We start from the raw sequence: 24,926 nt of genomic DNA, 5'->3' as shown, positions 1-24,926 counted from the left end.
CGAGGGTTTTGAAATTCAGCCAGCATAATATAAAGGGAGAAATGTCTGGATTTCTCCCTTTTTTTATTTGCAGGATTTAACTGGAAGACTGAGATTTACTGTAAGCATGTAGCATCCAAACCAAATCCCCGAGATGTTCTTCGGAAGAGGTCTGGCTATTCTCGACTTGAAAATAAAGTTGCGGTTGAAGCACGTGGACATTTTCAAAACCTGCATGTCGTAAAAACTGCTGGGCTTCACTGGGACGAGTGAAATGAAAACTAAAGGCACTGCGAGACATGAACTTTAATAGCTTGCTACTGCTCCAAATAATATGTGCCAATTTGTTTTTGACAGGCTCGGGGTAAAGATCGCTGAGATAATGAATTTCGGGAAAACTTTGCCCATATTGATGAATGGCTTTGAAGAGCTGAGACAATAAGGGTTGATCAAAATAATTAATGAGTCCTTCACTAATGACCATCAACGGGGAGTTTGGATCAAATTGTTGAAAAACTTGGGCAAACTCAGCACTAAAAATATCAGCACTCAATACTGCGGGGCTGTTTGGATCAAGTTGCTGCAAAGCCTGTGTTTTGACGCGTGCCATTTCAGGTAAGTCCAATTCTCGATAAACCAAATTGCGGAATTTTTGCCGAAAATTCCAGCCGCGTGGAGAAAGTCCACAGGCTATTTCTAGAACCTGAAGCTTGGGGTGTTGCGCCAGTAATTGGTAAAGATGTTCATCAATCATGCGATGGCGTTGTTTGAGGGTGCTGCGCATACTGCCACCGACATGGCGCTCGGCCCATGCTTCTAAAGGATGCACGAGTTTTGCCAGAAATTTACCTTTGCTTGTGGCAAAAATTGGATTTGAAATGCCCATCTGATACCAAATGTAGCCAGTATAGTGCGCCGTAAATGAAATATGACGATGTCGTGAAAGGGGCTGTGTCATGTCTTCCTGACCTGTTTTTTTTGTTTTGCTTTGAGTACAGCAAGATTCGCTGAAAGTGTTCACATCATAAAGAAAAAGGAGCACCTTGTCGTGCTCCTTCCGTCGAATAGTTAGCTGGCGTTTCTAAAGGCGACGAGCGTATCTCGTACAGTTTGCCATTCAGGGCCGAGGTCTAGCGTTTCACCAATTGCAAGCTTTGGAATTTTGCCGCGCATACGCTCTAAGCGTTGCTGATTTGGCAGGGGTAAGGTTGTGATTCCACTTAGTGCCACACATTGCGCAGCCCGGTCATTACAGACTAAGCCCATATCACAACCAGCTTTGAGTGCCGCTTGAATACGTGCATCGGCCCCGCCAGCGACACAAGCCGCTTGCATGCTCAAGTCATCCGAGAATAATACACCATCAAACTGCAGTTGCTCACGCAGCACTTTTTGAATCCAGAACTCCGAGAAGCCTGCTGGGTTCGGGTCAACTTGATCATAAATGACATGTGCTGGCATTAAGGCATCGAGCTGCGGCATCAGTTGGATGAAGCTTTGCATATCTTTGGCATAAATTTCATCAAAGGTACGAGAGTCAATGGCAGCAGCTACATGTGAGTCCGCTTTGACTGAACCATGTCCAGGAAAATGTTTCCCTGTTGAAGCCATGCCTGCACGTTTCATCCCTTTGAGGAATGCGCTGGCTAAAGGCACAATGTCCTGCATATTGGTTGCAAAACTACGGTCACCGATGACATCACTGATATCATTTAAGTCGAGCACGGGTGCAAAGCTAAAGTCGATGCCCACTGCAAGCACTTCAGTGGCCATGAGCCAACCACATTGTTCCGCCAGTTGCAGTGCTTGGGCAGGGTCTTGTTGATACAGCTCGCCAAAACGTCCCATCGCTGGCAAGAGGGTAAAGCCTTGTTTTAGGCGTTGCACTCGCCCCCCTTCTTGATCGACAGCAATCAAAATTTCAGGGCGAATTTGACGCATATGGTCGGTCAGTGCGCGGACTTGCTGAGGGGATTGAATGTTGCGTGCGAATAAAATCACACCACCGACTTGCGGAGCTTGCAATAGTTCAATATCTTCTTGGGTAAGTTCTGTGCCAGCGATGTCAAGCATCAATGCGCCAATCATATCGGTGTCCGTGTTTGAATTATTTAAATAAAGAGGCTGAGGGAGTCAGCATCCGCAAAACAATACCCGAATTCTGCAATGATTTGCTACATTTTGTCAGCACAGATTATGATAAAACTACACGACATAAACATATTCAGTTGTTTAAGATGTTGAATCTGCACCATTCAAGTTGAATAACGACGCAGTAATTTTGGTCGAAAACCAAGGAAGTACAAATTATTTATGAAACTTCAAACAATAGCTTGTGCAGTTGCGATTGCGACTGGTGGATTGTTCTTTACTCACGCAATTAATGAAGCAATTGCTGCAAATGATACGGCTGCTGTCTCTCAAGCAATCGTGCCAACCAAAGAGCAGGCGTTGGTTTCGCGACAATTGGCCACTTTAGTCGATCGTCAACATTATTTGAATATGCGTTTGGATGCGGAAACCTCGAACCGTATTCTTGATTTTTACTTGGATAGTCTAGACCCTGATCACACCATTTTTCTAAACTCAGAAGTTGAACAGTATAAAAAACAATATGGGGCGACTTTTGGTGCGGCATTAAAAGCAGGCGACCTAACGGGCCCTTATGCGATTCATGCACAATATCGTGAGCGTTTGGCGCAGTTTTATGAATTTATGTTGGCAGAGCTGAAAAAGCCGCAAAATTTGAATCAGCCTAATGTGTATATTGATGTTGATCGCGAAAAAGCCGCCTATTTCAAAAATTCGCAAGAACAACGTAGCTATTGGCAGAAAATGCTGGTGTCGCAGCTGATTAATTTGACCATCAGCAAACAAGAAGAGCAGGCCAAGCAAAAAGTACTGAAAGATAATCCAGAGCTTGCGAATGGTCAGGACTTAACCAGTCCAGAAGATCTGACACCTGTTCAGACCTTAACCAAGCGTTATACACGTCAATTGGAACGCATTAGCCGTACCAAGAGTGATGATGTGCTGGATAAAACCCTGAATGCAATGATGCTGACCTATGATCCACATAGTAACTATTTCCCGCCTGTGGATGCGATGGAGCTGAATCGACAAACCACATTGCAATTAGAAGGGATTGGGGTTTCGATTCGTCCGGAACGTGGCAATGAAGACTATACCAAGATTGAAACGATTGTGGATGGTGGACCAGCCAGCAAAACAGGACAAGTCAAATCAGGTGACCGCATTATTGGTGTGGCACAAGACGGCGAGAAAATGATTGATGTCATTGGTTGGCCAAGTAATGAAATTGTCGGTTTGATTCGTGGTAAACGTGGAACCAAGGTTACCGTTCGCTTATTGGCGACAGGCGCTGCTATGAGTCAGGCACGAAATGTCACGATTGTGCGTGATGTGATTCAGGAAGAAGATGCAGGGGTACGCTCACGTGTGGTTGAAGTCAAACGTGATGGTAAAGTTCACCGCATGGGCGTGATAGAAATTCCATCTTTCTATTTGAATTACCGTGCGCGCCGTGCCGGCAATGAATATCGTTCTGTTTCAGAAGACACCAATAATGCATTTAAAGCACTGCAAAGCCAAAATGTTGAAGGTGTGATTGTCGATTTGCGCAATAACCCTGGCGGTTCTTTAGAAGAGGTTGCGCGAATGCTCGGGCAGGTGATCAAGTCGGGTCCTGTGGTACAGATCCGTGATGGTAACGGTAATGTCAGTGTGTTTGAAGATGATGATGGCGGTGCACAAACCTATGCAGGTCCAATGGCTGTTTTGGTCAATTTAGCCTCGGCTTCAGCCAGTGAAATTTACTCGGCAGCGATTCAAGATTACCAGCGCGGTATTGTGATTGGGAGTACCACCACAGGTAAGGGTACCGCTCAAGTTCAATTGGATAGTTTAGCCTACGGGCAAGCAACCTTAACGCAGCGTAAGTTTTACCGCGTGACGGGTGGCAGTACCCAAAATAAAGGTGTAATTCCTGACATTAATTTGGTCGATATTTACAATGAAGAGTTTGGTGAACGCAAAGCCAAGAATGCATTGAAATGGGACACGATTCCAACGGCACCGTTTAAACGCGAAGGTTCTGTCCAACCTTATGTTCAGCAACTTGAGCAATATTCACAACAACGGGTTAAATTTGATCCGCAATTTAAGTATCTAGAGCAGCGCAAGGCGATTGCGAAAAAGTCGGATGAGCAAAAACGTATTGTTCTAGATTTGAACCAACGTAAAGCAGAGCTCATCGCTTTAGAACAGGAAACCTTGCAGGCGGAAAATCAGCGTCGACAAGCAACAGGTCAAAAGCCTTATGCTAACTGGGAAAGTTATCAAGCCTCTTTAGATGCTTTAGCCGAGTCGCGTGCCAAAATGAAAGCCACCCAGCGACCAGCATTGCCTGAAGAGGAAACTTTTGTTGTTGAAGCGGCCAATGTATTGTTGGACTACGCGAAGTTGCAAAAAGCCAAGTCTTAACATTAGCCTGATCCTGAACCGATCAAAGCCAGTCTTATTGAGACTGGCTTTTTTAATGCTTGGATTATAAAAAATTCCTAAAAAATAAATGGATATCAGTCAAGTTAGTCATTGGTTTATAGAAAAATTCACGAATAAGCACTTGACCAAAACGATAGAGTATTAGATTCTTAACGGGATTATAAGATTTGAAAAAACTTTACGTTTTTATCGTTTGAGAGCTCGACTTTGAATGTACTGATAAAAAAAAGATGACCTAAACGGAAGCTTTATATGGTTCATATTCATTATGATTTAAGCCTCGTTGTAGGTTCTATTTTATTTGCTTTGTTGGCATGTTTAATGGTCGTGTCACTCGAACAACTATTATTCCGTGAATCACAGCACAAGCTTCGCAAAGTCATTTTACTGGTGAGTGGCTTGGTCATGGCTGTTGCAATTTGGTGTATGCACTTTATTGCGATATTTGCAGGTCAATTTCCAGAAGCTTTTAATATCGATGTGGGTCTGACGTTAAGTTCTTATTTTATTGCATTTGTGGCTTCAACTTTTGCCATTTGGTTGGTGACACGCCCAACCCTCTCTTTTGCTCGCCTGATGATGGGGGCGGTCTTGATGGGCGTAGGGATTTCAGGCATGCACTATACAGGTATGTTTGCCCTAGAATTCCCATCTTATCAGATTCAGTATGATGCCATGATGGTGGTATTTTCTATCATTTTCGCTGTTTGTGGCTCTGGGCTGACGTTCTGGTTAACCTTTAAATATAAAGCCGCGATTAAATACAAGTTCTGGTTAAAGCTGGGTATTGCTTTAATGATGTCGATTTCTATTGTCGGTATGCATTTTAGTGGTATGGCGGCAACACAATTTGTGAAAGACCCCAGTTACTTAATTGGGCTGAATCAGTCGGGTTATGGTTTGATTTTATTTACCGTTTTTCTGGTCACCGCTTTAATTTTTATTGCGGCATTTTTTGTGGCGGTTCTCGAGCAGCGCTTAGAAGAGCGTAATTTACAGCTCTATACGGCCAATCAAGAATTGGCCAAACAGGCTGTTCGAGATAACCTGACCAAGTTACCGAATCGGTTATATTTGGCCGAATACGCGCACTTTCTATTTACCAATCATCGTTATAACGATCAGAAAATTGCCTTTCTATTTATTGATTTAGATAGTTTTAAAGGGGTGAATGATGTCTTTGGTCACCATGTCGGTGACCAATTGTTGGTGCAGTTATCGAGCAGAATTCATGCACAGTTAAATGATCGTCAAAAACTGCTTCGCATCGGTGGTGATGAGTTTTTATTGGTGATAGAAGATGCGAGCCTTGAACAAGCGGAACAGATGGCAGGGGTTGCACTCGAACAAATCCAAAATAGTTTTTTGATTGCAGGCAAAGAAATTAATATTTCTGCCAGTGTCGGCATCGCCATGTTTCCTGAGCATGGTAATAATTTGCAGGATTTATTGATCAATGCGGATGCCGCGATGCTGTCTTCCAAGTATCAAGGTCGAAACACCTATTCGGTCTTCAACTATTCCGTGGATCAACAAGAAACCAAAAGCTTAACCAAGCTGATAAATGATCTGTATAAAGCCGTTGAAGAGCAGCAGTTTGTGCTGTTTTATCAGCCGAAATTCACCACACAAGATCATCAAATTTGTGGAGTCGAAGCTTTAATTCGTTGGCAACATCCAACCTTAGGCTTGCTCACCCCAAACATGTTTATTCGGGGTGCTGAAAAAACCGGACTGATTATTGAACTGGGCTACTGGGTGCTGGAACAGGCCTGTCGCCAAATTCAAATTTGGGAAAAGAACAATGCGCCATTTTTTCCTGTGGCGGTGAATCTTTCGGCCGTACAGTTTGAGCATAAGCATTTATTTACAAATCTAGAAAACCTATTTGAAAAATATCAAATTGATCCGAGTCATTTGATGATTGAAATTACTGAAACTACAGCCATGCATCACATTGAGTCGAGCATTCTGAGTTTTGAGCGTTTACGTCAAATGGGCATCAAGTTGGCGATTGATGATTTTGGTACAGGTCATTCCAGCTTCCTGTATCTCAAGAATTTGCCGGTGGATGAACTGAAGATTGATCGCGAGTTTATTTATGACCTAGAAGTCGACTCTAAAGAAGAAATGATTCTGGAGAGTATTATCCAGCTGGCGATTAAACTCGGCTTGGTGGTGACCGCAGAAGGGGTGGAATGTGCCTCTCAAGCTGAGATTTTATCTCGTTTAGGCTGCCAGCAATTACAGGGCTATTTGTTGGCGATGCCGATGGAAGTTGAACAACTGGAACGTTTCTAAGCTGAGTTATCGATGACAGCCACCGCTCACTCTGAACGGCTGTGTAGTTTAGGCTTCTGCTTCAGTCTATAAACCTTGTCGGTAGATAGTGTTTATGCGGTCACACCGCTGCCTGTAGAGCCTGAGAACAGCCCTCATTACATACAAATACGATTACGTCCTTCAGCTTTGGCTTGGTAAAGGTTCTCATCAGCCAGCTTCATGACCGCTTTAATGTGTACGGAAGAATCAGGCCAATGCGCCAGACCGATCGAAATGGTCACTGGACCGATGCCTTCAATCAGTGTGGTTTCCAGTTTTAGTCTGAGCCGTTCTGCTAATTTATAACCAATCGTCAGGTCGGTCGTTGGGGTGAGCACGATAAATTCTTCCCCACCAAAACGGCAACATACATCATTGTCCCGGAAATTGGCCTGAATTAACTCGGCGACTTTTTGTAATACCAGATCGCCTTTATCGTGACCATAGGTGTCATTGACCTGTTTGAAGTGGTCAATATCAATTGCGATCACACAAAACTGGGTGCGCGCATTGATTAGCTCTTGGGTAAAAACTTCCATGCCACGGCGATTATAAAAACCAGTCAGTGGGTCTGTATTTACGTGGTAATTCAGTTCATTGATCCGCTTTTTAAAGTTTTGGGCACTCAGTAATAACGAAAGTCGGAATTTCAATACTTCGAAATACCACGGTTCAATACTCTTAATTTTTTGATCAATATCAGGAGTATTCAGAATACTCGCCATTTTCGCCAGCTGTTCTAGAGGGTTAGAAATTAAATACGCAATACGCCAAACAATAAAGAAAATGATTAAATAAAAGATCGACATGCCAAACAAAATTTTATAGACAATATTGGTGGCTTGTTCAAGCAATATAGCGGTCGGTTGTTGTGAAATCACGATCCATTGGGTGGATGGAACATAAGCAAAACCAGCCAGATTGTCCTTGCCTTCGCTATTGACCAATTGAGTCTTACCAAATTTGGTGGCCTGTATATAGGCCAGTCCCGTGTTATTCGAAACCGTTTCTCCAATACGTTTAGCATCAGGATGGAAAATAATCCGGTTGTACTGGTCAAGTACATACATATAGCTGTTTTGATAGTTATATTTAATGCTCAACAATTCACGAATAATATTATTGTTTTTTAAGTAAACAGCACCGCCAATAAAGCCGAGATATTGATGGTTGCGGTCAAATACGGGTTGTGAAATAAAAACAATCAGATTTTTTCTGACTGAATAATATGGTGGGGTAATGACAGGGGCTTTTTTCTCTAAGGAAAGCTGAATGCCATAGGTTTTGTTGACTTGTTGTTTATTAAAAGCCAGTTGTTCAGGTGCAAAGGATACAAAGCGTCCATCCTTATTAATCACCACCACACTGTCGAAGAAATCGGATTGATAACGTAGGCGATTGACTTCACTTTGCAAGACGCGAGCATCATCAAAGGAATGCCCGAGAATTTCAGCACTATAGGCCAGTTCCTTGACGAGACTTTTAATTTGCAAATCTGTGCCATGCGCAATTTTCGAAGCATAGTCAAAATTGACAGAAAGCGAGTTTTCAATCAGCTGTTGACGTTGAATGTAGTAGCTGACCGCGAGAGAAACCACAAATAGACTAAACACACTAAACATAGCGAGAAAAAGAATGAGTTTTCTCAAATCTAGATTCAGAGTTGAAAGTAGCCTTTTCAGCATGGTCATCACATTATGGGAAATATTCTGCAAAATCAGGTTTCAGTTCAATTGACGCAAAGCGTAGCGAAGGGCGAATCAATATACTTGCGATAAAACTTGCGCAATGTCGTTCAATGTATAGAGAAATGAGATAAAAATCTAGTTTTGATGAAATTTATCCATCTATTCATCACCTGTAAAACTGGTCAATTCTGTAATTAAGGACTATATTGTTTTTGTAACCATATTTTTATTTTTTGTATCCTCATTGAAAAGCTTGATCTGCTGTTGAGTCTCTGAATAAATAATCAAAATGATAGATCACAGGGTTTGATCGTCGTGTTTTCCCGAGGCACTTATGAATAGACAACTCCTTGAGATTGGCTCGGAAACAGAGCAATTGAGTGCATGTCGATTATCTTTGTTGTTGGGTATTTCGACAACTCCCAATCAAATTGCTACCTTTCTTCAGCTTGCGCGGCAATTGCTTGTCGTCGATTTCGCCTTATTGCAATTTTATAATGAGCCCTATGCATGGGTTGCGACCGAACAGGGGCTCAAAGCCTGTGAACGCAACATGGTCATGCCGATACACGCTGCCGTAGATCAGGTGATTGATGACCAGCATCCCTTGTATCCCAGCTTTGTCGCAGACCTCTCTGCTTTAGGTTTTATGGTGAATCCGCGTCTGATCGTACTGCATTTGCAAAACTCGGATGAACAGATGATTGGGCAAGTGATTCTGTTTGATCAACACACAGCAGCATTTAACCAAGCCCAGTTGCCGATGTTACGGGAACTGTTTAACAGTTTGATCAGCCATATTGAACTCAAGATTGATTATGCTGAATTAAAAGAAATGTATGAGCAGCAGTCCGCTTTAAATTTCAGTAAAACTAAATTTTTCCAGATTATTGCGCATGATTTAAGAGCGCCTTTTCATGGTTTGCTCGGATTTTCCGAAGTGTTGGCGCAAGAGCGTGAAACTTTAGATGAAACCAGTGTGCAGAATATTGCTGATTATTTACATGACACCACGCAGTCTACCTATAGTTTGCTGGAAAGCTTACTCAATTGGGCGATGGCAGAGGGTGGACGCTTTGTCTTCCATCCTATTAATTTTCAATTGAAACAAGCCACTAAAATTGTAGTTGATGTTTTGAATGGTTTAGCGATTAAGAAAAGAATTCAATTGATTGATGCGGTGCCTGAAGAGATTAAGGTCTTTGCCGATATTAATATGGTGACTTCCGTGATTCAGAATTTGGTTTCGAATGCGCTGAAATTTACCCATATGGATGGCACCGGTGTTGTGAGAATCTCCGCCATCGCCCATGATACAGACATTGAAATTTCGATACAAGATACGGGGCTAGGCATGACCCAACAACAAATCGAGCAATTGTTCCAGCCACGCATGACCGTGAGTTTAAAAGGCACAGATGGCGAAAAAGGCATGGGGCTCGGTTTGGTGTTATGTAAACGTTTCGTCGAGATTAATCAGGGCGCAATTGAGGTCTATTCGAAAGAAGGTGAAGGTACTTTGTTCAAAGTAAGTTTGCCACAAGCAGAGTCACATTTAGCCTTAGACTTTGTACAAAAGAAAAAAGAAGTCTCTCCTTAAGGTTAGGTTTATTCAAGCTTGGCCAGTTGCTTTTCGCTCAGAAAATTCAGTGAAATCGCGAGAGAATCTGTAGTATCCAGTCGCTTGATTGAGTACACTCAGGTTTAACTCGACTTCATACCAATGCCGTATTTTCATAAAAAAGTTATCTGGAATATGCTGTCACGCTAGAAAAGCATATCGCATCGATGCAAGATCAAAATCGCCATGAGATTGTGCTGAACAGATTAAATAAAATTGAACAATGCTCTGATTATTGTCATGAAAATAGCAAAAGCATGAACTTCGAAAAATACAGATCAGCTGATCAGGCATTTACCAGAATAAGGAGCGCAGCTTTTGATGAACGCTGAACAATTGCAAAAAACCTTGTGTGCCAGCCAATATGCAGAACAAATCTTAGCCATTCATCCCATATTATTAGAACAAGATTATGCTGTTGATCAGTTTCACTCCTCCTTAAGTACCGCGCAAATCTATGCACAAGTTGAACACGAATTGCAAAGCGTTACTGATGAAAGTACATGGTTGCGTCTTAGCCGTATTTTACGTGCACGCTTAATGTTTCGCTGGATTTGGCAAGATGCCAATCAACTCACCGATGTGGTGACCTTGACCCGGGAGCTGTCTGATTTTGCTGATGCTATGGTTTGCGCGGCTAAAGCCTTTGCTCGCGTGCCTTTGGTGGCCAAACATGGTGAGCCCATCGGTTATAACGGGAAAGTGCAAGACCTGATCGTCATCGCGATGGGGAAACATGGTGCGCAAGAGTTAAATCTGTCGAGTGATATTGACCTGATCTTTGCCTTTGACGAGCAAGGAGAAACCAATGGGCGTAAATGTATCGATGTGCAGCAGTTTTGCGTGCTTTGGGGACAAAAACTGATTTACCTGCTGGATCACATCACCGCGGATGGTTTTGTGTTTCGCGTCGACATGCGCTTGCGTCCATGGGGGGATGGCTCAGCCTTGGCGATCAGCCATGTGGCATTAGAAAAATATTTGAGCCAGCATGGACGAGAGTGGGAGCGTTACGCTTGGATTAAGGCACGCATTGTCACGGGCGGTAAGGAAGGGGATGAGCTGCTGGCCATGACCCGTCCATTTGTATTCCGCCGTTATGTGGACTACACCGCCTTTGAAGCCATGCGTGAAATGAAAGCCATGATTGAACGCGAGGTGGCGCGACGTAATATTGAAGATGATATTAAGTTGGGTGCTGGCGGGATTCGCGAAGTCGAATTTATTGTGCAGGTGTTTCAGCTCATTTACGGGGGGTCCAAACTCGAGTTGCAAGATCGTCAATGCTTAGTCAGTTTGCATCATTTGGGAGAAGTGGGATTATTGGATCCGCAAGTGGTGCTAGAGCTGGAAGATGCCTATTTATTTCTTCGCCGGATTGAACATGCCATTCAGGCCTTAAATGATCAGCAAACTCAATCACTACCGAGTGAACCCGAATTGCGCCAACGGATGATTGATACCTTGGGTTATCCGAGTTGGGTGGCATTTCTTGAGGTGCTGAATCAAAAGCGTGCCAAAGTCATTTATCAGTTTGAACATCTGATTAAAGAAAAAGAACCAGACCCATTGCTCGAAAGTTTTGGTCAATTAGAACAGCGCTTACAAGCGGTACTGGATGAGGATGCCAAAAATCTGGTGCATGAGTTTTGGCATGGCAATGCTTTAAAAAAACTGCCAGCCAAAGCGGTACAGCGTTTAAAAATGTTCTGGCCGCATTTGATTGAAGCCATTTTAGAGTCCGATAAGCCGCAAACCGCGCTATTGCGTTTGATGCCCTTGGTTGAATCGGTCATGCGTCGTACGGTCTATCTGGTGATGCTGATTGAAAGTAAAGGCGCTTTGCAGCGGTTAGTCAAAATGGCCACTGTCAGCCCATGGATTTGTGAAGAATTGACGCATTATCCAGTCTTGTTGGATGAGTTCTTGTCCATGGATTTTGAACTGCCACGCCGTCAGGATTTACAGGATTCATTACGTCAGCAATTGCTGCGCATTGAGCTGGATGACGTTGAAGATTTAATGCGGGTCTTACGCCTATTTAAAAAATCGAATGTGTTGGCAGTGGCTGCCAGCGATGTCTTGGCGGAAAGCCCATTGATGAAAGTGTCGGATGCCTTGACGGATATTGCGGAAGTGTCGGTGAATGCCACCCTGAATATGGCCTATCAGATGGTGGCTAAACGACATGGTTTCCCGCTTGACATTGAAGGGCAGCGCTGCGCCATTGACCATACCGCTTTTGCTGTGGTGGGGTATGGCAAAGTCGGTGGGATTGAGCTGGGATATGGTTCAGATTTGGATCTGGTGTTTATTCATTATATGGATGAGCAAGCCGATACCGATGGCCCAAAATCCATCAGTGGCTTTGAATTTGCCATGCGCGTGGCCCAAAAATTTATTTCACTCATGACCACGCAGACTTTAGATGGTCGTGTCTATGAAATTGATACTCGATTGCGTCCTTCTGGTGAGGCGGGTGTGCTGGTGACCAGCTTGAAGGCTTTTGAACAGTATCAACTGAAAAATGCTTGGTTATGGGAGCATCAAGCGCTGGTGCGTGCGCGTTCCATCGCGGGAGAACAAAGCTTAAGAGATAAGTTTGAGCAATTACGTTGCCGCATTTTAACTTTGCCTAGAGCTGAAGAAAATGTCCGCGAAGAAGTGCTTAAAATGCGTCAGAAAATGAAAGACCATTTGGGCTCATCCAAGGAACAGCAAAAAGATGGAATTTTTCATTTAAAACAGGATGCAGGTGGTATCGTTGATATTGAATTTATGGCACAGTATGCTGTGTTAGCCTGGAGTGGGTCGAATCCGGATCTCGCCCATTACTCCGACAATGTACGAATCCTTGAAGACGCTGCAAAAGCAGGTTGCTTATCCAGTGACGATGCAACAGCATTGATTCAAGCTTATCTCAGTGAACGAGCCGAGAGCCACCGTTTAGCGCTTGCGAACCAATCCATGCAAGTAAATGCTGCGGACTGGCACGATACCCGCGTGATCGTTTGCAAGTTATGGCAAAGATTAATAGATCCAACCGCCACGGCAGTGTTGGATAAAAATGACTGTGTATAAAAAAATTTGGAGTGTGTGCCATGAATTTGGCTGATCGTGATGGTTTTATTTGGCAAGATGGACAATTGGTTGACTGGCGCGAAGCGAAAGTTCACGTTTTAACGCATACTTTGCACTACAGTATGGGTGTCTTTGAAGGTGTACGTGCTTACGAAACACCAAAAGGTACAGCGATTTTCCGTTTACAAGACCACACAAAGCGTTTGCTTAATTCTGCAAAAATTTATCAAATGAAAGTTCCATTTGATCAAGCAACGCTAGAACAAGCTCAAATTGATGTGGTTCGTGAAAATAAATTAGCATCATGCTATTTACGTCCTTTAATCTGGATTGGTTCGGAAAGACTCGGTATTGCAGCAACCAATAACACCATTCATGCTGCTGTAGCTGCTTGGGGTTGGGGTGCATATTTAGGTGAAGAAGCGATGGCGAAAGGCATCCGCGTAAAAACTTCATCGTTTACCCATCACCATCCAAACGTGACCATGTGTAAAGCAAAAGCATCAGGTAACTACACTTTGTCGATTCTTGCTCACCAAGAAGTGGCGCATTCAGGTTACGATGAAGCGATGCTTATGGATCCACAAGGCTATGTATGTCAAGGTTCTGGTGAAAACGTATTCTTAGTCAAAGATGGCGTTTTACATACCCCTGATATTGCAGGTGGGGCATTAGACGGCATTACCCGTCAAACCGTGATTACCATTGCCAAAGACTTGGGTTATGACGTAGTAGAACGCCGTATTACGCGTGATGAATTCTACATTGCCGATGAAGCGTTCTTCACAGGTACGGCTGCTGAAGTGACACCGATTCGTGAGTATGATGATCGTCAAATTGGTTGCGGTTCACGTGGTCCAATCACTACTGAAATTCAAAAGACTTATTTTGATGCTGTTCAAGGTCGTAACGACAAATATGCACACTGGTTGACTTACGTAAACTAAGTTGATCGGTTAAGATCAAAAGGCGAGACTTCGGTTTCGCCTTTTTTCTTTGAGTTTTTAATATGGTTGTCGTTTATGCATATTGTCTATGTCAGTGATGGAAAAGCAGGGCATCGCTCTCAAGCCCTCGGCTTATTTAAGGCCATGCAAAGACAATCTACAGAAACCGTCAGTTTTGAAGAAATCTCCATCAATGATTTAGCAATATTGCCGCTCATTGCAGGTCTCTTTCGTGGATCGATTCCACAATTACAGACTGCACCTGATTTTATTTTGGGTGTGGGTAGTCATACTCATTTACGGGTGTTGTTACTGGGGAAAATTTATGCCTCAGCCAAGACCGTAATTTTAATGAAGCCGAATTTTCCAAGTGCGTGGTTTGATTATAGTGTCATTCCCGAACATGATGGCGTGCAGGCTTCGGATCGCGTGATTGTAACGCAGGGTGCATTGAATCCGATTGTGAATGAGCAGCGACATCAAACCGGACGAATTTTAATTGCGTTGGGCGGTTCATCCAAACGTCATCAGTGGAATGAAGAAAAAGTTTTTTCTGCAATTCAACAGATCGTCGCGCAACATTTGGATAGTGAAATTGTGATTACCACTTCACGAAGAACTCCTGAAGCATTTGTAGCCCGACTTAATGCTCATCCTTTTTTACCGAATGTACATTTTTTCCCTGTAGAGCATACCCCGCAAGGCTGGATTTTTGAAGAAATGCAGAAAGCGGAAGCCGTTTGGGTCACTGAAGACAGTGTTTCGATGATTTATGAGGCACTGACGGCTGGCTGTCGAGTCGGGGTGGTTAGTATGGATCGAATCCAGCAGGATCGTATCACGACTTCGATAGATCAGCTTTTGAGAAATGCTGTGATCGCAGAAAGTGATCACATCCTACAGTTGCCACAACCGAATACTTTTAAAGAAGCAGAGCGTGTGGCAACATATCTGTTGGCCCATTAAGCAGAAATTGCCTGTGATTTATTTTGTTCTTGCCATATTTGTGATTGTTGTAGTGTTGAGTTCTAAGTTTGCCTGGTGGAAACCTGCAGTAGACTGGAAACGACCACGTGTCCTCATGTATCACATGGTGCGTGAACATATTGACGGGGCAAAATTCAATAAACTGCGAGTTACACCTGCTCAATTCGAGCAACAGGTAGCTTGGATGAAAGCTCAAGGTTTTCATTTTGTCACCATGCAGGAATTACAAGCCAACTGGGGGCATCATCCTGAAAAGACCGTTGCAATTACCTTTGATGATGGCTATTTGGATAATCTTGAAAATGCTTATCCAATTTTGCAAAAGTATCAAGCCAAAGCCACGATTTATGTGGTCGTTGATCGCCATGATCGCGATTGGTCAACTTATAAAAAGGCGCATCATAATAGTGGTGAATTAGCTCGTGAGCCGAAGTTAAATGATGAACAGGTGCAATTCTTAGCGAACAGCGGTTTAGTGGAAATTGGTTCGCATACCATGACCCATGCCAATTTAGATAAACTGGATGCTGCACAATGCCTAGAGGAATTAACTGCATCTAAGCAGCAGCTTGAGCAGCTAATTCAGCAACCTGTCACCAGTTTTGCTTATCCCTTTGGTATTTATTCAGCGCGTGATGTTGAACTTGCCAAGCAGGCAGGCTATGAAAATGCAGTCACGACCATAGAAGGGATTGATACTGTACAACCAGATTTTATGCAGTTACAACGTATTAAAATTAGTGGCAAGGATTCACTATTTGCAGTGAAGTTAAGACTTAAATTGGGTCAGCGTGGGCTATAAAAGAGAGAAAAGATAATGCACATTTGTATGGTCATGGCAGGTGATGAAGAAGGCGGTTTAGAAAAGCATGTGGTTGAGTTGGCACATGGTCTTCAGCATCGTGGTCATGATGTAACGGTGGTAGCCCATGAAAAATATCGGGAGCGCTTAAAGGTCAATTTTGTCGCAGTCGATTTGAGTAAAAGTCGCAGGAATATTGCTGTGCTTTACCAACTTTATAGGGTATTAAAAAATATCAATCCGGAACTTATTCATATACATGGCAATAAAGCTGCGGCCATGGTGGGGCTACTTTTACCTTTCTTAAAGCTCAAAAGTGTTGCAACGCTTCATAGTCGTAAAAAAAATACCAAAATGTTTAAACGTTTTGATGCAGTCATTGCTGTGAGTCCAAACGCGGCAGAAGTATTGGAGCATCCACATAAGCATGTGGTGTTAAATGGGATTGAACCACCTATCTTAAATCCACAAATAACAAAAAATGATCCACCTGTTGTTCTTGCAGTGGGGCGACTTGTTCCAGTGAAGGGCTTTGATGTCTTAATTGAAGCTTGGAAAGGTATAAAAAATGCTGAGCTTTGGATTGTCGGTGATGGCTTTGAACAAGAAAAATTACAGCATTTAATTCGAGAATCGAATTTGGAACAATCTGTGAAATTGTTAGGTTTTAGATTGGATATTCCTGAGCTCATGCAACAAGCATCTTTATATGTCATGTCCTCACATTATGAAGGATGCCCTTATACGATGATCGAAGCCTTGTTGTGCAAAATACCGATGGTATCAACTGCAGTAGGTGCTATGACTATGGTTCTACCCAAACAATATTTATGTCCTGCCAATGACCCTATGGCCTTGAATCAATTGATAAGGTATTCATTAGATAATCTAGTACATTTACAGCAAGATTTCCAAGCAGTGTTTAAGTTTGCTGAACAGGAATTGGTGCTTGATGGCATGCTTAAAAATATAGAAAAGATCTATCAAGAGGTCTTAGATGCAAAGTAATAAGCCTGTGATTTTAGCCTTAACTGATAGCAAGGCTGGTCATGAAACCCAGACCCAAGGCATTGTACAGTTGTTAAATCAGCAGCAGGCATATCAAGTCGAGTGGATTCATCTCACAATACCTAATAAATGGCAATATCGCTTACTTAAATGGTTCCTGCCACTGTTAACAAGTCGCAGCTTATCTTATTTTGTTGATCAACATCAACTAGAGAAAATCAGACAATACAAGGTGGCTTATATTGTCTCTGCAGGTGGTAATACCTTATTGGCGAATGCCTTACTAAAAAAAGAGTTGCTCAAACATGGCGATGTCAAAAATATTGTTGCCAGTTCCTTACGAGGCATTAAAGCCACTTATTTTGATGTTGTATTTACCATTCATGCAGCTCAGGCAGCGCTTGAGCATTATCTGTATTATCCAATTGCACCGAATAAGATGTGTGCTCTGCCTTTAACTCAACTGCAGGCGCGAAGTAATTTGGGTTTGAATTCTTCGGATCAAGTTATCGCCGTATTGATTGGAGCAGATACCAAAACAGTTAGCATAGGTTCTGCGCACGCATGGGGCACCACTTTACATAAAATTCGTAGTGAATATCCAGATGCTCGATTACTTGTAACAACTTCACGTAGAACACCAATCGAGTTTGAACAAGCGCTGACAGAATATTGTGAACAAAAGCATCTGTTCAAAAATACAGATCAGATCACTTGGGTTGCTCAAGGTCAACAGTGTGACATTAAAGATTATATTGTTGCAGCAGATTGGGTCTTATCGAGTGCAGACTCGACCTCAATGGTCGCGGAAGTGGTTATGTCTGGTCGGCCTTTAGTTATACTTTGTAATGAAAGTGGCATGAATGATGTTCAGATTCAGCATCAGTTGCACTTTCTAGCACAACAGCGATGGCTGTATTTATATCAAATATCTGATGCAGTAAATTTGCAAAATATAATGCCAATGTTGACACCTAAAAATCATTCTCAGGCACTTGCCAAAAAAATGGAACAAAATTTGCAAAGATGTCTATGAATCTAGTTCTTTTTTTAATTTGCTAAAGATATTCCCCCAATTCACAATTGAATCATTAAATTTAGCCTTAAATAAATGATAAAATTTCCCACTAAGAATGTGGAGTCAAATAATTCATTATGAAATTCTTAGTTACTGGCGGTGCTGGTTTTATTGGTTCGGCGGTTATTCGTCATATTATTCAAAACACTCAACATGAAGTTTTAAATGTAGATAAATTAACTTATGCGGGTAATTTAGAGTCGTTAATTTCTGTTGCTGAAAATGCGCGATATCACTTTTCCCAAACTGATATTTGTAATCGAGCGGCATTAGATCAATTATTCATAGAATTCCAACCTGATGTGGTCATGCATTTGGCTGCAGAATCACATGTAGACCGTTCAATTTCAGGGCCTTATGCATTTATTGAAACCAATATAATTGGTACATATCAATTATTGGAAGCGAGCCGCTATTATTGGAATACACTCACTGCTGATCAACAAGCGGCATTCCGTTTTCATCATATCTCGACAGATGAAGTTTATGGTGACTTAGAAGGCACGACTGATTTATTTACAGAAACGACTTCATATTCACCAAGTTCACCTTATTCAGCAAGTAAAGCCAGCTCTGATCATCTCGTTCGTGCTTGGAATCGTACTTATGGTTTGCCTGTTGTTGTAACAAACTGTTCTAACAATTATGGACCTTTCCATTTTCCAGAAAAACTCATTCCTTTAATGATTTTGAATGCCTTGCAAGGTAAAGCATTACCTGTTTATGGCAATGGTCAGCAAATCCGTGATTGGCTCTTTGTAGAAGATCATGCACGCGCATTATATATCGTGGCCACGCAGGGTAAAGTTGGAGAAACTTATAATATTGGTGGTCATAATGAAAAAGCCAATATTGAAGTTGTCCATACAATCTGTCAATTACTCGAAGAATTAGCACCTAATAAACCTGAAGGAATTCAGCATTATCAAGACTTAATCACCTATGTAAAAGATCGCCCAGGTCATGATGTTCGTTATGCAATTGATGCTTCGAAAATTAAAGCCGATCTTGGTTGGGTGCCCCAAGAGTCATTTGAAACAGGTTTGAGAAAAACGGTTGAATGGTATTTGACTCATACCGATTGGGTGAGTCATGTTCAAAGTGGTGAATATCAATCTTGGCTAAGCACGCAATACCAAGGATAAGTGATGAAGATATTATTACTTGGAAAAAATGGTCAAGTTGGCTGGGAGTTGCAACGTGCATTAGCTCCCTTGGCGGAAGTCATTGCATTAGATCGAGCAGGGATTGAAGATTATTCTGGAGATATGTCTCAACCAGAAGCAATTCATGCCACGATTTTAAAAATCAAGCCTGATGTCGTGGTAAATGCTAGCGCTTATACTGCTGTCGATTTAGCAGAATCAGAGCCAGAATTAGCAGATTTAATTAATCATCAAGCCGTAAAAGTTCTTGCTGAAGTTTGCCAAAAACAGCAAATTTTATTGGTGCATTATTCGACAGATTATGTGTTTTCAGGTCAAGGTGATCAGCCTTTTTTAGAAGCTGATCAGGTTTCGCCATTAAATATTTATGGTAAAACCAAGGCCTTGGGCGAACAAGCAATTATTGATAGTGGCTGTGCTCATCTAATTTTTAGGACATCTTGGGTGTATGCTGCAAAAGGTAAAAACTTTTTGAAAACGATGCTCAATTTGGCGCAGCAAAGAGAAGAGCTTTCCATTATTAATGATCAGATTGGGGCACCAACTTCTGCTGAATTAATTGCAGATATTACCGCACATGCCATACCTCAAGTCTTAGCAAATCAGCAAAAAGCAGGCATCTATCATTTGGTTGCAAGTGGTGAGACCACTTGGTTTGATTATGCGAGTTTTATTTTCAAACAAGCACGTATATTAGGGCAATCTTTGCAAGTTGAAAAAGTCAATCCGATTGCTACATCAGCATATCCGACACCAGCTGCTCGCCCTCATAATTCTCGATTGCATAATGCAAAATTACAAACCACTTTCGAACTTATCCTTCCACAGTGGCAAGAAGGTGTAGAACGAACATTAGCGGAGCTAATCAATAAATGAGCTTAAAACGTAAAGGTATTATTCTGGCGGGTGGTTCAGGTACCCGTTTGCATCCAATTACTAAAGGGGTGTCTAAGCAACTTTTACCGATTTATGATAAACCAATGGTTTATTATCCACTTTCGGTTTTAATGCTGGCAGGCATCCGTGAAATTTTATTGATTTCGACTCCAGAAGATTTACCTCAATATCAAAAATTACTTGGGGATGGTTCTCAATTTGGTATTGAGTTGAGCTATAAGGTTCAACCATCTCCGGATGGTCTTGCTCAGGCATTTCTGATTGGTGAAGAATTTATTGGTCAAGACAATGTTTGCTTAATCTTGGGCGATAATATTTATTATGGTCAAAGTTTTGGTAAGCAATTAGAAGCAGCAAGTGCACGAGAGCAGGGTGCAACTGTGTTTGGTTACCATGTAACAGATCCTGAGCGATTTGGTGTGGTTGAGTTTGATACTACAGGTAAGGTTTTAAGTATTGAAGAAAAGCCATTGAAACCCAAATCACCGTATGCTGTAACGGGGTTGTATTTCTATGACAACAGAGTGGTTGAGTTTGCCAAGCAAGTAAAACCTTCGGCACGTGGTGAGCTAGAAATTACAGATATTAATAATGCTTACCTCAAAGATGGTTCGTTGAATGTTGAACTTTTAGGGCGTGGTTTTGCTTGGTTAGATACGGGTACGCACGAGTCTTTACTCGAAGCAGGTCACTTTATTTATACTATTGAAAAGCGCCAATCATTAAAGGTTGCATGCTTAGAAGAAATTGGTTTTCATCAAGGCTGGATTAGTGCTGAACAACTCTTGGAGAGCGCAACAGCATTACAAAAAACTGAATATGGTCAATATTTGAAAAAGATTTGGGAAGAAGCAAATGCAGGTTGAAACCACGAAAATTGAAGGTTTACTCATTCTTCAGCCGAATGTTTTTGGTGATGACCGTGGCTGGTTTATGGAAAGTTTTAATCAGCAACGATTTGCACAAGCACTAGAGCAATTGAAGCAGCCTGTGCCTGTATTTGTGCAAGATAATCATTCTCTATCCCAAAAAGGCGTGTTACGTGGCTTACATTATCAGAATGCCCCTTATGGGCAAGGTAAATTAGTTCGTGTAGTACAAGGACGGGCTTGGGATGTTGCAGTCGATATACGTCCTGAATCGGATACTTATGGTCAATGGGTCGGTGTGGAATTAAGCGCTGAAAATAAAACAATATTCTGGATTCCGGAAGGTTTTGCTCATGGCTTTTTAGCTTTGGAAGACAATACCCAGTTTCTTTATAAAACCACCAATTATTATCATAAAGAAAGTGAAGGTGCAATTATTTGGAATGACCCGACGCTTGCAATTGAATGGCCTTTACATGAAATTGAAGAGGTTTTAGTCAGTGATAAGGATATTCAGGCCAGTCCATTTAAATAAAAAAAAGAGGAGCTAATGCTCCTCTTTTAGTTAGGCTTATTAAATATACTTTTGTAGGGTGCAACTAGAAATACAGATAAAATTAATTGTATAAATAACTTTAGAAGATAAAAGGGTAAAACATAAAAATGGAGTGTACGAATCGCATTTAGCGTTGTTGGAATAATCCGATCATAATAGCGACGTCGTATCGCTAAAGAAGCATTCTTACGTAACTCTTTGGATAATGCCTTTTTATTTTTCAAATAGACTGTATTGGCTAAGGGCTGTGTCTTTCTATAATTATCTAAAAAAGTATTCATACTCTCCCTGAAGAGAATGACTTGCCGACGTACTTCAAAGTGATCCTTTTTCTTTTTAGCTTGTGCAATCACACTGGTATCATGATAGCGGAAATAGTTTAAACACTCAGCAGTGTAGAAAATATCTCCTTGAGAGATAATTTTAGCCCAGATTTCCCAATCACCAATAAACCTTAAACTTGGGTTTGCACCGCCAACATCGAGATAGGTTTTTTTTCTGAATATTACACCACTAGCATTCGGTACGGTATTTTGTGTATTTAAAAAGCGCTCAATATATTCAAGACCAGACATTTCAAAATCTTGAGCAAATAAGACTGGGTCAGTCGCATCGGTAAAATCCTTCCAAGAACCAGTAACTTTACCTTCTGAATTCATGCGATGTGATTGGCTATAGGCCAACACCAGTTCTGGGTTGTGAATGAAATGAGAAACCAGTTTTTCTAAAAAAGTAGCATCAGCGACATCATCAGATTCTGCAATCCAAATTAATTCGCCTTTGGCAAGACTCATGCCTTTATTCCACTGATAAAAGGTTGAACCAGAATTTTCTTCATTAATAATGCAATGCGAAACTTTTGGATGATTTTTATATTTATGCAATATTTCAGCACTATTGTCGGGAGATACATCATCTAAAAGGATCAGCTCAAAATCTGCATACGTTTGATTCAGAATACTTTCAATTCTTTCTTCTAAATATTGTGCATGATTATAACTTGGGACAATAACGCTCACAAACACGGAGGGATAAACCTTATATTTTAAAGTGGAATGAATTACTAGAGTAAGAGATCAATTATCGTTTCTAAGCGATTTTTATAAGTATGACCTTGTTGAACCTTACACATAGCACTTATTGGATTCATTAAAGTGTCATTAAGTTTGAATTGTAAATCTGAGGGTTTTGTAAAACAAATAATCTCAGTTTGAATATCAAACACGAACTCAAGGTCTTTAACATACTCACTGACAAGAATAGATCCGCATGCTGGAGCTTCAAAGCAACGCATATTCATACCTTGGCGGATATTGGTTTTATTAATGACATTTAGTACATATCGATGTTGTCGATATAAATCAGCAACTTTAGCTAAACTAATATTATGTGGGTAAATGGCACTGTCCGGCTTACTCAGCTTATCCCAACCTTTACCATATATTGTCATGGGTAATGGAATTTGCTCAAGTAATTGTTGACGATCTGGAGACCAAGCACCTACAAATAATAATCGATTATTCTGTTCAGTCTCATCATTAAAGAAAATGTCAGGATTAAATGCGAGCGGCAGATAGGTTGTTTTTGTAAGTCCTAATTTTTCCGCATCCTCAAGGAAACTTGAGTCAGTAAAGCAGTATAGATCAATAAGATTTTGGGATTTGATGAGTCTTTGGTCAAAAAAATCACCGATCCAGTGTGCGATTTTGCCAGAATATTCAGAAAAAACCTGTAATAAAGAGTCATTAAAGTAAAATAAATCAGCGATTAAAATCAGATCGGGCTGAAATTCTTGAATTTTTTTGCGTAATAGATTGGCAGTATAATGCTCTTTATTGGGCAGAATTTTCTTTAAAAAACGTTCTGTAGAGTTATTATGATTAAGTGCAAATCCTTGGATTTGTAAAGATGTATTAGAATTTTTAATGGCCAAAAGATTCTCATACCATTGCAGAATACCACCACGTTTTCCAATTACAAGGATTTTATGATCAGACATGATTAACGATCCGGATTACCCTTCAATACCATATAAATCAAGCCGACAAAAATCGCAAAGGCACCGCCCAAACTACTCACACAGAAATAGAGGATGCGGTCAGAAGTGTCTAAATTAAATAATCCGTTGGCAAGAATATAGCGCATGAATAACCACTGGACGATTGCAAACACAATTACCACTAGACCACGACGGCGGACTTCAGGACGCATAGCCATAAGCTTGATCATCTATCATCATAAAAACAGCGGCTATTATGCCACTGCTCAGAATTGATCTCAAATGAATAAAAGCAATCAGCTCAATGCCGTACAAATTTACATAAATTGGGGCTTTTATTTTGATAATCCGCACATTCTTACAAAAAGTCAGCTGCTCGGGTGTTTGCAGTAAACATTCACATTGCCATAACAATTTCTGAAGCGTTTATATGACCAGATATACTGCTCTGGTGCGAGATGGATCATTTCTTGCATTGCCAGATTTAAGCTGTCTACAGATTGCTGCAAGTCACTAGACTGAATGCTTGTGGGTAAATCGATGCAATGTACATCAAAACTTGATAATTCAGGATTACGGATACAGCTTAAACCAATGACATTGCATTGGGTCTTGGCCGCCATTTTCGAAACCAATGTTGTTGATAGGGTATTTTGTTGGAAAAAATGCGAATAAATTCCGCCAGAAGCTTTAGGTAAATGATCTGGCAAAACCACTGTCAGACCGCCTTGCTTTAAATGTCTAAAAATTTGACGTATTCCAGTTTCATCTGTTGGAACCAAGGTGGCATTAAATTTCTGGCGGGCATTTAAAATATAGCGATTCACCCCTTTTATTTTGTCTGGTTTATACATGATCATGGGTTGGGTATAGACATTCAACCATGCATTGAGTAACTCCCAACAGCCAAAATGGGGGATCACCACAATCACACCTTTTTGGTTTGCTAAGGCATCTTCTAACCGCTCTGCACCATGAATATTTTTGAGTAAATCTAGGCTGTATTGAGGCGGCATTCCCCAACATTTTACAAACTCGATATAGGTGAGACATTGACTTCGAATGCTGAGACGAATCCGTTGTTGCAGTGCTATTTCATCTAATTCTGGATAGGCCAATTGAAGATTGATGGATGTGATTCGCTTAATATTTGAATGCGTATGAAATAGAAAAAAAGCCGCCCAACTCGCAATTTTTTGTAAAAAGGATAACGGTAAAATCGCAATACATTTAAGCAGGAAATAGATAGCCATATTTTGACTCAAGAATCTTTTTTACAAGAAAGGGTGGGAGAAAATTTTGTAAAGAAACTGATAAATCTACGATCGATATAATCAAAAAAAGATGAGCGTCTTAAGAACAAAATAAAGTTTTGAATAGTGGAATTAGGGCAAGAACCGTC

The 24,926-nt window shown here is 41.3% G+C and carries 20 protein-coding genes; 13 read left to right on the top strand and 7 right to left on the bottom strand.

Features of this window, described 5'->3' with window-relative positions; translation table 11 throughout:
- Positions 1 to 76 precede the first annotated feature (76 nt).
- Together AC6CHI_RS08310 and nagZ are read right to left on the bottom strand one after the other, a co-directional pair.
- Entirely contained in the window at positions 77 to 937 is an 861-nt protein-coding gene (locus AC6CHI_RS08310) for a class I SAM-dependent methyltransferase (RefSeq protein WP_498120661.1), read from the bottom strand.
- Positions 938 to 1,047: 110 nt separating this feature from the next.
- Positions 1,048 to 2,067 (bottom strand): beta-N-acetylhexosaminidase, encoded by a 1,020-nt coding sequence (nagZ, locus tag AC6CHI_RS08305; protein ID WP_498120659.1) that lies wholly within the window; start codon positions 2,065 to 2,067, stop codon positions 1,048 to 1,050.
- A 225-nt stretch (positions 2,068 to 2,292) separates the two neighbouring features.
- Between nagZ and AC6CHI_RS08300 the strand changes: the two genes are divergently transcribed.
- Both AC6CHI_RS08300 and AC6CHI_RS08295 read left to right on the top strand, forming a co-directional pair.
- On the top strand, positions 2,293 to 4,482 hold the full coding sequence (locus AC6CHI_RS08300) for a carboxy terminal-processing peptidase (RefSeq protein WP_498120658.1): 2,190 nt from the start codon (positions 2,293 to 2,295) through the stop codon (positions 4,480 to 4,482).
- A gap of 273 nt (positions 4,483 to 4,755) precedes the next feature.
- Positions 4,756 to 6,804, top strand: a complete 2,049-nt coding sequence (locus AC6CHI_RS08295) for a bifunctional diguanylate cyclase/phosphodiesterase (RefSeq protein WP_498120657.1) — start codon at positions 4,756 to 4,758, stop codon at positions 6,802 to 6,804.
- A gap of 137 nt (positions 6,805 to 6,941) precedes the next feature.
- Here AC6CHI_RS08295 and AC6CHI_RS08290 read toward each other — a convergent pair whose 3' ends face one another.
- Positions 6,942 to 8,516 carry a sensor domain-containing diguanylate cyclase gene (locus AC6CHI_RS08290; RefSeq protein WP_498120925.1) on the bottom strand — a complete coding sequence of 525 codons (1,575 nt, stop codon included), beginning with the start codon at positions 8,514 to 8,516 and terminating at the stop codon, positions 6,942 to 6,944.
- Between the two features lie 331 nt (positions 8,517 to 8,847).
- On the opposite strand from AC6CHI_RS08290, the gene AC6CHI_RS08285 reads away from it, so the two are divergent.
- From AC6CHI_RS08285 to rfbC, 11 genes are all read left to right on the top strand, one after another.
- Positions 8,848 to 10,113, top strand: a complete 1,266-nt coding sequence (locus AC6CHI_RS08285; RefSeq protein ID WP_498120656.1) for a sensor histidine kinase — start codon at positions 8,848 to 8,850, stop codon at positions 10,111 to 10,113.
- 342 nt (positions 10,114 to 10,455) lie between these two features.
- Positions 10,456 to 13,215 carry a bifunctional [glutamate--ammonia ligase]-adenylyl-L-tyrosine phosphorylase/[glutamate--ammonia-ligase] adenylyltransferase gene (glnE, locus tag AC6CHI_RS08280; RefSeq protein ID WP_498120654.1) on the top strand — a complete coding sequence of 920 codons (2,760 nt, stop codon included), beginning with the start codon at positions 10,456 to 10,458 and terminating at the stop codon, positions 13,213 to 13,215.
- A 20-nt stretch (positions 13,216 to 13,235) separates the two neighbouring features.
- Positions 13,236 to 14,162 (top strand): branched-chain amino acid transaminase, encoded by a 927-nt coding sequence (locus tag AC6CHI_RS08275; RefSeq protein WP_498120652.1) that lies wholly within the window; start codon positions 13,236 to 13,238, stop codon positions 14,160 to 14,162.
- Between the two features lie 75 nt (positions 14,163 to 14,237).
- Complete coding sequence (locus AC6CHI_RS08270; protein ID WP_498120650.1) at positions 14,238 to 15,128, top strand: mitochondrial fission ELM1 family protein; 891 nt, start codon at positions 14,238 to 14,240, stop codon at positions 15,126 to 15,128.
- A 13-nt stretch (positions 15,129 to 15,141) separates the two neighbouring features.
- Positions 15,142 to 15,951: a polysaccharide deacetylase family protein gene (locus tag AC6CHI_RS08265; protein WP_498120648.1), complete on the top strand. Its 810-nt coding sequence runs from the start codon at positions 15,142 to 15,144 to the stop codon at positions 15,949 to 15,951.
- A gap of 33 nt (positions 15,952 to 15,984) precedes the next feature.
- Entirely contained in the window at positions 15,985 to 16,959 is a 975-nt protein-coding gene (locus AC6CHI_RS08260) for a glycosyltransferase (protein ID WP_498120646.1), read from the top strand.
- Positions 16,949 to 17,995: an ELM1/GtrOC1 family putative glycosyltransferase gene (locus AC6CHI_RS08255; RefSeq protein WP_498120644.1), complete on the top strand. Its 1,047-nt coding sequence runs from the start codon at positions 16,949 to 16,951 to the stop codon at positions 17,993 to 17,995. The genes AC6CHI_RS08260 and AC6CHI_RS08255 overlap by 11 nt, the downstream gene beginning before the upstream one ends.
- Positions 17,996 to 18,114: 119 nt before the next feature.
- A complete protein-coding gene (gene rfbB / locus AC6CHI_RS08250; protein WP_498120642.1) occupies positions 18,115 to 19,182 on the top strand; it encodes a dTDP-glucose 4,6-dehydratase in 1,068 nt (355 codons plus the stop codon).
- Between the two features lie 3 nt (positions 19,183 to 19,185).
- Positions 19,186 to 20,079, top strand: a complete 894-nt coding sequence (gene rfbD / locus AC6CHI_RS08245; protein ID WP_498120640.1) for a dTDP-4-dehydrorhamnose reductase — start codon at positions 19,186 to 19,188, stop codon at positions 20,077 to 20,079.
- A complete protein-coding gene (rfbA, locus tag AC6CHI_RS08240; protein WP_498120638.1) occupies positions 20,076 to 20,966 on the top strand; it encodes a glucose-1-phosphate thymidylyltransferase RfbA in 891 nt (296 codons plus the stop codon). The genes rfbD and rfbA overlap by 4 nt, the downstream gene beginning before the upstream one ends.
- Positions 20,956 to 21,504, top strand: coding sequence for a dTDP-4-dehydrorhamnose 3,5-epimerase (rfbC, locus tag AC6CHI_RS08235; RefSeq protein ID WP_498120636.1), 549 nt, complete (start codon positions 20,956 to 20,958; stop codon positions 21,502 to 21,504). Before rfbA ends, rfbC begins: the two co-directional genes overlap by 11 nt.
- A gap of 26 nt (positions 21,505 to 21,530) precedes the next feature.
- Here rfbC and AC6CHI_RS08230 read toward each other — a convergent pair whose 3' ends face one another.
- The 4 genes from AC6CHI_RS08230 to AC6CHI_RS08215 form a co-directional block, all read right to left on the bottom strand.
- Positions 21,531 to 22,550: a glycosyltransferase gene (locus AC6CHI_RS08230; protein ID WP_498120634.1), complete on the bottom strand. Its 1,020-nt coding sequence runs from the start codon at positions 22,548 to 22,550 to the stop codon at positions 21,531 to 21,533.
- A gap of 38 nt (positions 22,551 to 22,588) precedes the next feature.
- The gene (locus AC6CHI_RS08225) at positions 22,589 to 23,524 is read right to left on the bottom strand and encodes a CgeB family protein (protein ID WP_498120632.1); all 936 of its coding nucleotides are present in this window, start codon (positions 23,522 to 23,524) and stop codon (positions 22,589 to 22,591) included.
- 2 nt (positions 23,525 to 23,526) lie between these two features.
- Entirely contained in the window at positions 23,527 to 23,742 is a 216-nt protein-coding gene (locus tag AC6CHI_RS08220; RefSeq protein WP_100240612.1) for a hypothetical protein, read from the bottom strand.
- Between the two features lie 150 nt (positions 23,743 to 23,892).
- The gene (locus AC6CHI_RS08215) at positions 23,893 to 24,777 is read right to left on the bottom strand and encodes a lysophospholipid acyltransferase family protein (RefSeq protein WP_498120630.1); all 885 of its coding nucleotides are present in this window, start codon (positions 24,775 to 24,777) and stop codon (positions 23,893 to 23,895) included.
- Positions 24,778 to 24,926: the final 149 nt, after the last annotated feature.

The organism is Acinetobacter sp. GQ146 (assembly GCF_059758585.1).
Note: the sequence above shows the minus strand (reverse complement) of the source record. Positions and strands in the feature narration are given on the sequence as shown.

What these genes read in the sequence shown, in the direction of transcription:
- AC6CHI_RS08310 (WP_498120661.1), bottom strand. Translation starts at nt 937, where the DNA reads ATGACACAGCCCCTTTCACGACATCGTCATATTTCATTTACGGCGCAC.
- nagZ (WP_498120659.1), bottom strand. Translation starts at nt 2,067, where the DNA reads ATGATTGGCGCATTGATGCTTGACATCGCTGGCACAGAACTTACCCAA.
- AC6CHI_RS08300 (WP_498120658.1), top strand. Translation starts at nt 2,293, where the DNA reads ATGAAACTTCAAACAATAGCTTGTGCAGTTGCGATTGCGACTGGTGGA.
- AC6CHI_RS08295 (WP_498120657.1), top strand. Translation starts at nt 4,756, where the DNA reads ATGGTTCATATTCATTATGATTTAAGCCTCGTTGTAGGTTCTATTTTA.
- AC6CHI_RS08290 (WP_498120925.1), bottom strand. Translation starts at nt 8,516, where the DNA reads ATGACCATGCTGAAAAGGCTACTTTCAACTCTGAATCTAGATTTGAGA.
- AC6CHI_RS08285 (WP_498120656.1), top strand. Translation starts at nt 8,848, where the DNA reads ATGAATAGACAACTCCTTGAGATTGGCTCGGAAACAGAGCAATTGAGT.
- glnE (WP_498120654.1), top strand. Translation starts at nt 10,456, where the DNA reads ATGAACGCTGAACAATTGCAAAAAACCTTGTGTGCCAGCCAATATGCA.
- AC6CHI_RS08275 (WP_498120652.1), top strand. Translation starts at nt 13,236, where the DNA reads ATGAATTTGGCTGATCGTGATGGTTTTATTTGGCAAGATGGACAATTG.
- AC6CHI_RS08270 (WP_498120650.1), top strand. Translation starts at nt 14,238, where the DNA reads ATGCATATTGTCTATGTCAGTGATGGAAAAGCAGGGCATCGCTCTCAA.
- AC6CHI_RS08260 (WP_498120646.1), top strand. Translation starts at nt 15,985, where the DNA reads ATGGCAGGTGATGAAGAAGGCGGTTTAGAAAAGCATGTGGTTGAGTTG.
- AC6CHI_RS08255 (WP_498120644.1), top strand. Translation starts at nt 16,949, where the DNA reads ATGCAAAGTAATAAGCCTGTGATTTTAGCCTTAACTGATAGCAAGGCT.
- rfbB (WP_498120642.1), top strand. Translation starts at nt 18,115, where the DNA reads ATGAAATTCTTAGTTACTGGCGGTGCTGGTTTTATTGGTTCGGCGGTT.
- rfbD (WP_498120640.1), top strand. Translation starts at nt 19,186, where the DNA reads ATGAAGATATTATTACTTGGAAAAAATGGTCAAGTTGGCTGGGAGTTG.
- rfbA (WP_498120638.1), top strand. Translation starts at nt 20,076, where the DNA reads ATGAGCTTAAAACGTAAAGGTATTATTCTGGCGGGTGGTTCAGGTACC.
- rfbC (WP_498120636.1), top strand. Translation starts at nt 20,956, where the DNA reads ATGCAGGTTGAAACCACGAAAATTGAAGGTTTACTCATTCTTCAGCCG.
- AC6CHI_RS08225 (WP_498120632.1), bottom strand. Translation starts at nt 23,524, where the DNA reads ATGTCTGATCATAAAATCCTTGTAATTGGAAAACGTGGTGGTATTCTG.
- AC6CHI_RS08220 (WP_100240612.1), bottom strand. Translation starts at nt 23,742, where the DNA reads ATGGCTATGCGTCCTGAAGTCCGCCGTCGTGGTCTAGTGGTAATTGTG.
- AC6CHI_RS08215 (WP_498120630.1), bottom strand. Translation starts at nt 24,777, where the DNA reads ATGGCTATCTATTTCCTGCTTAAATGTATTGCGATTTTACCGTTATCC.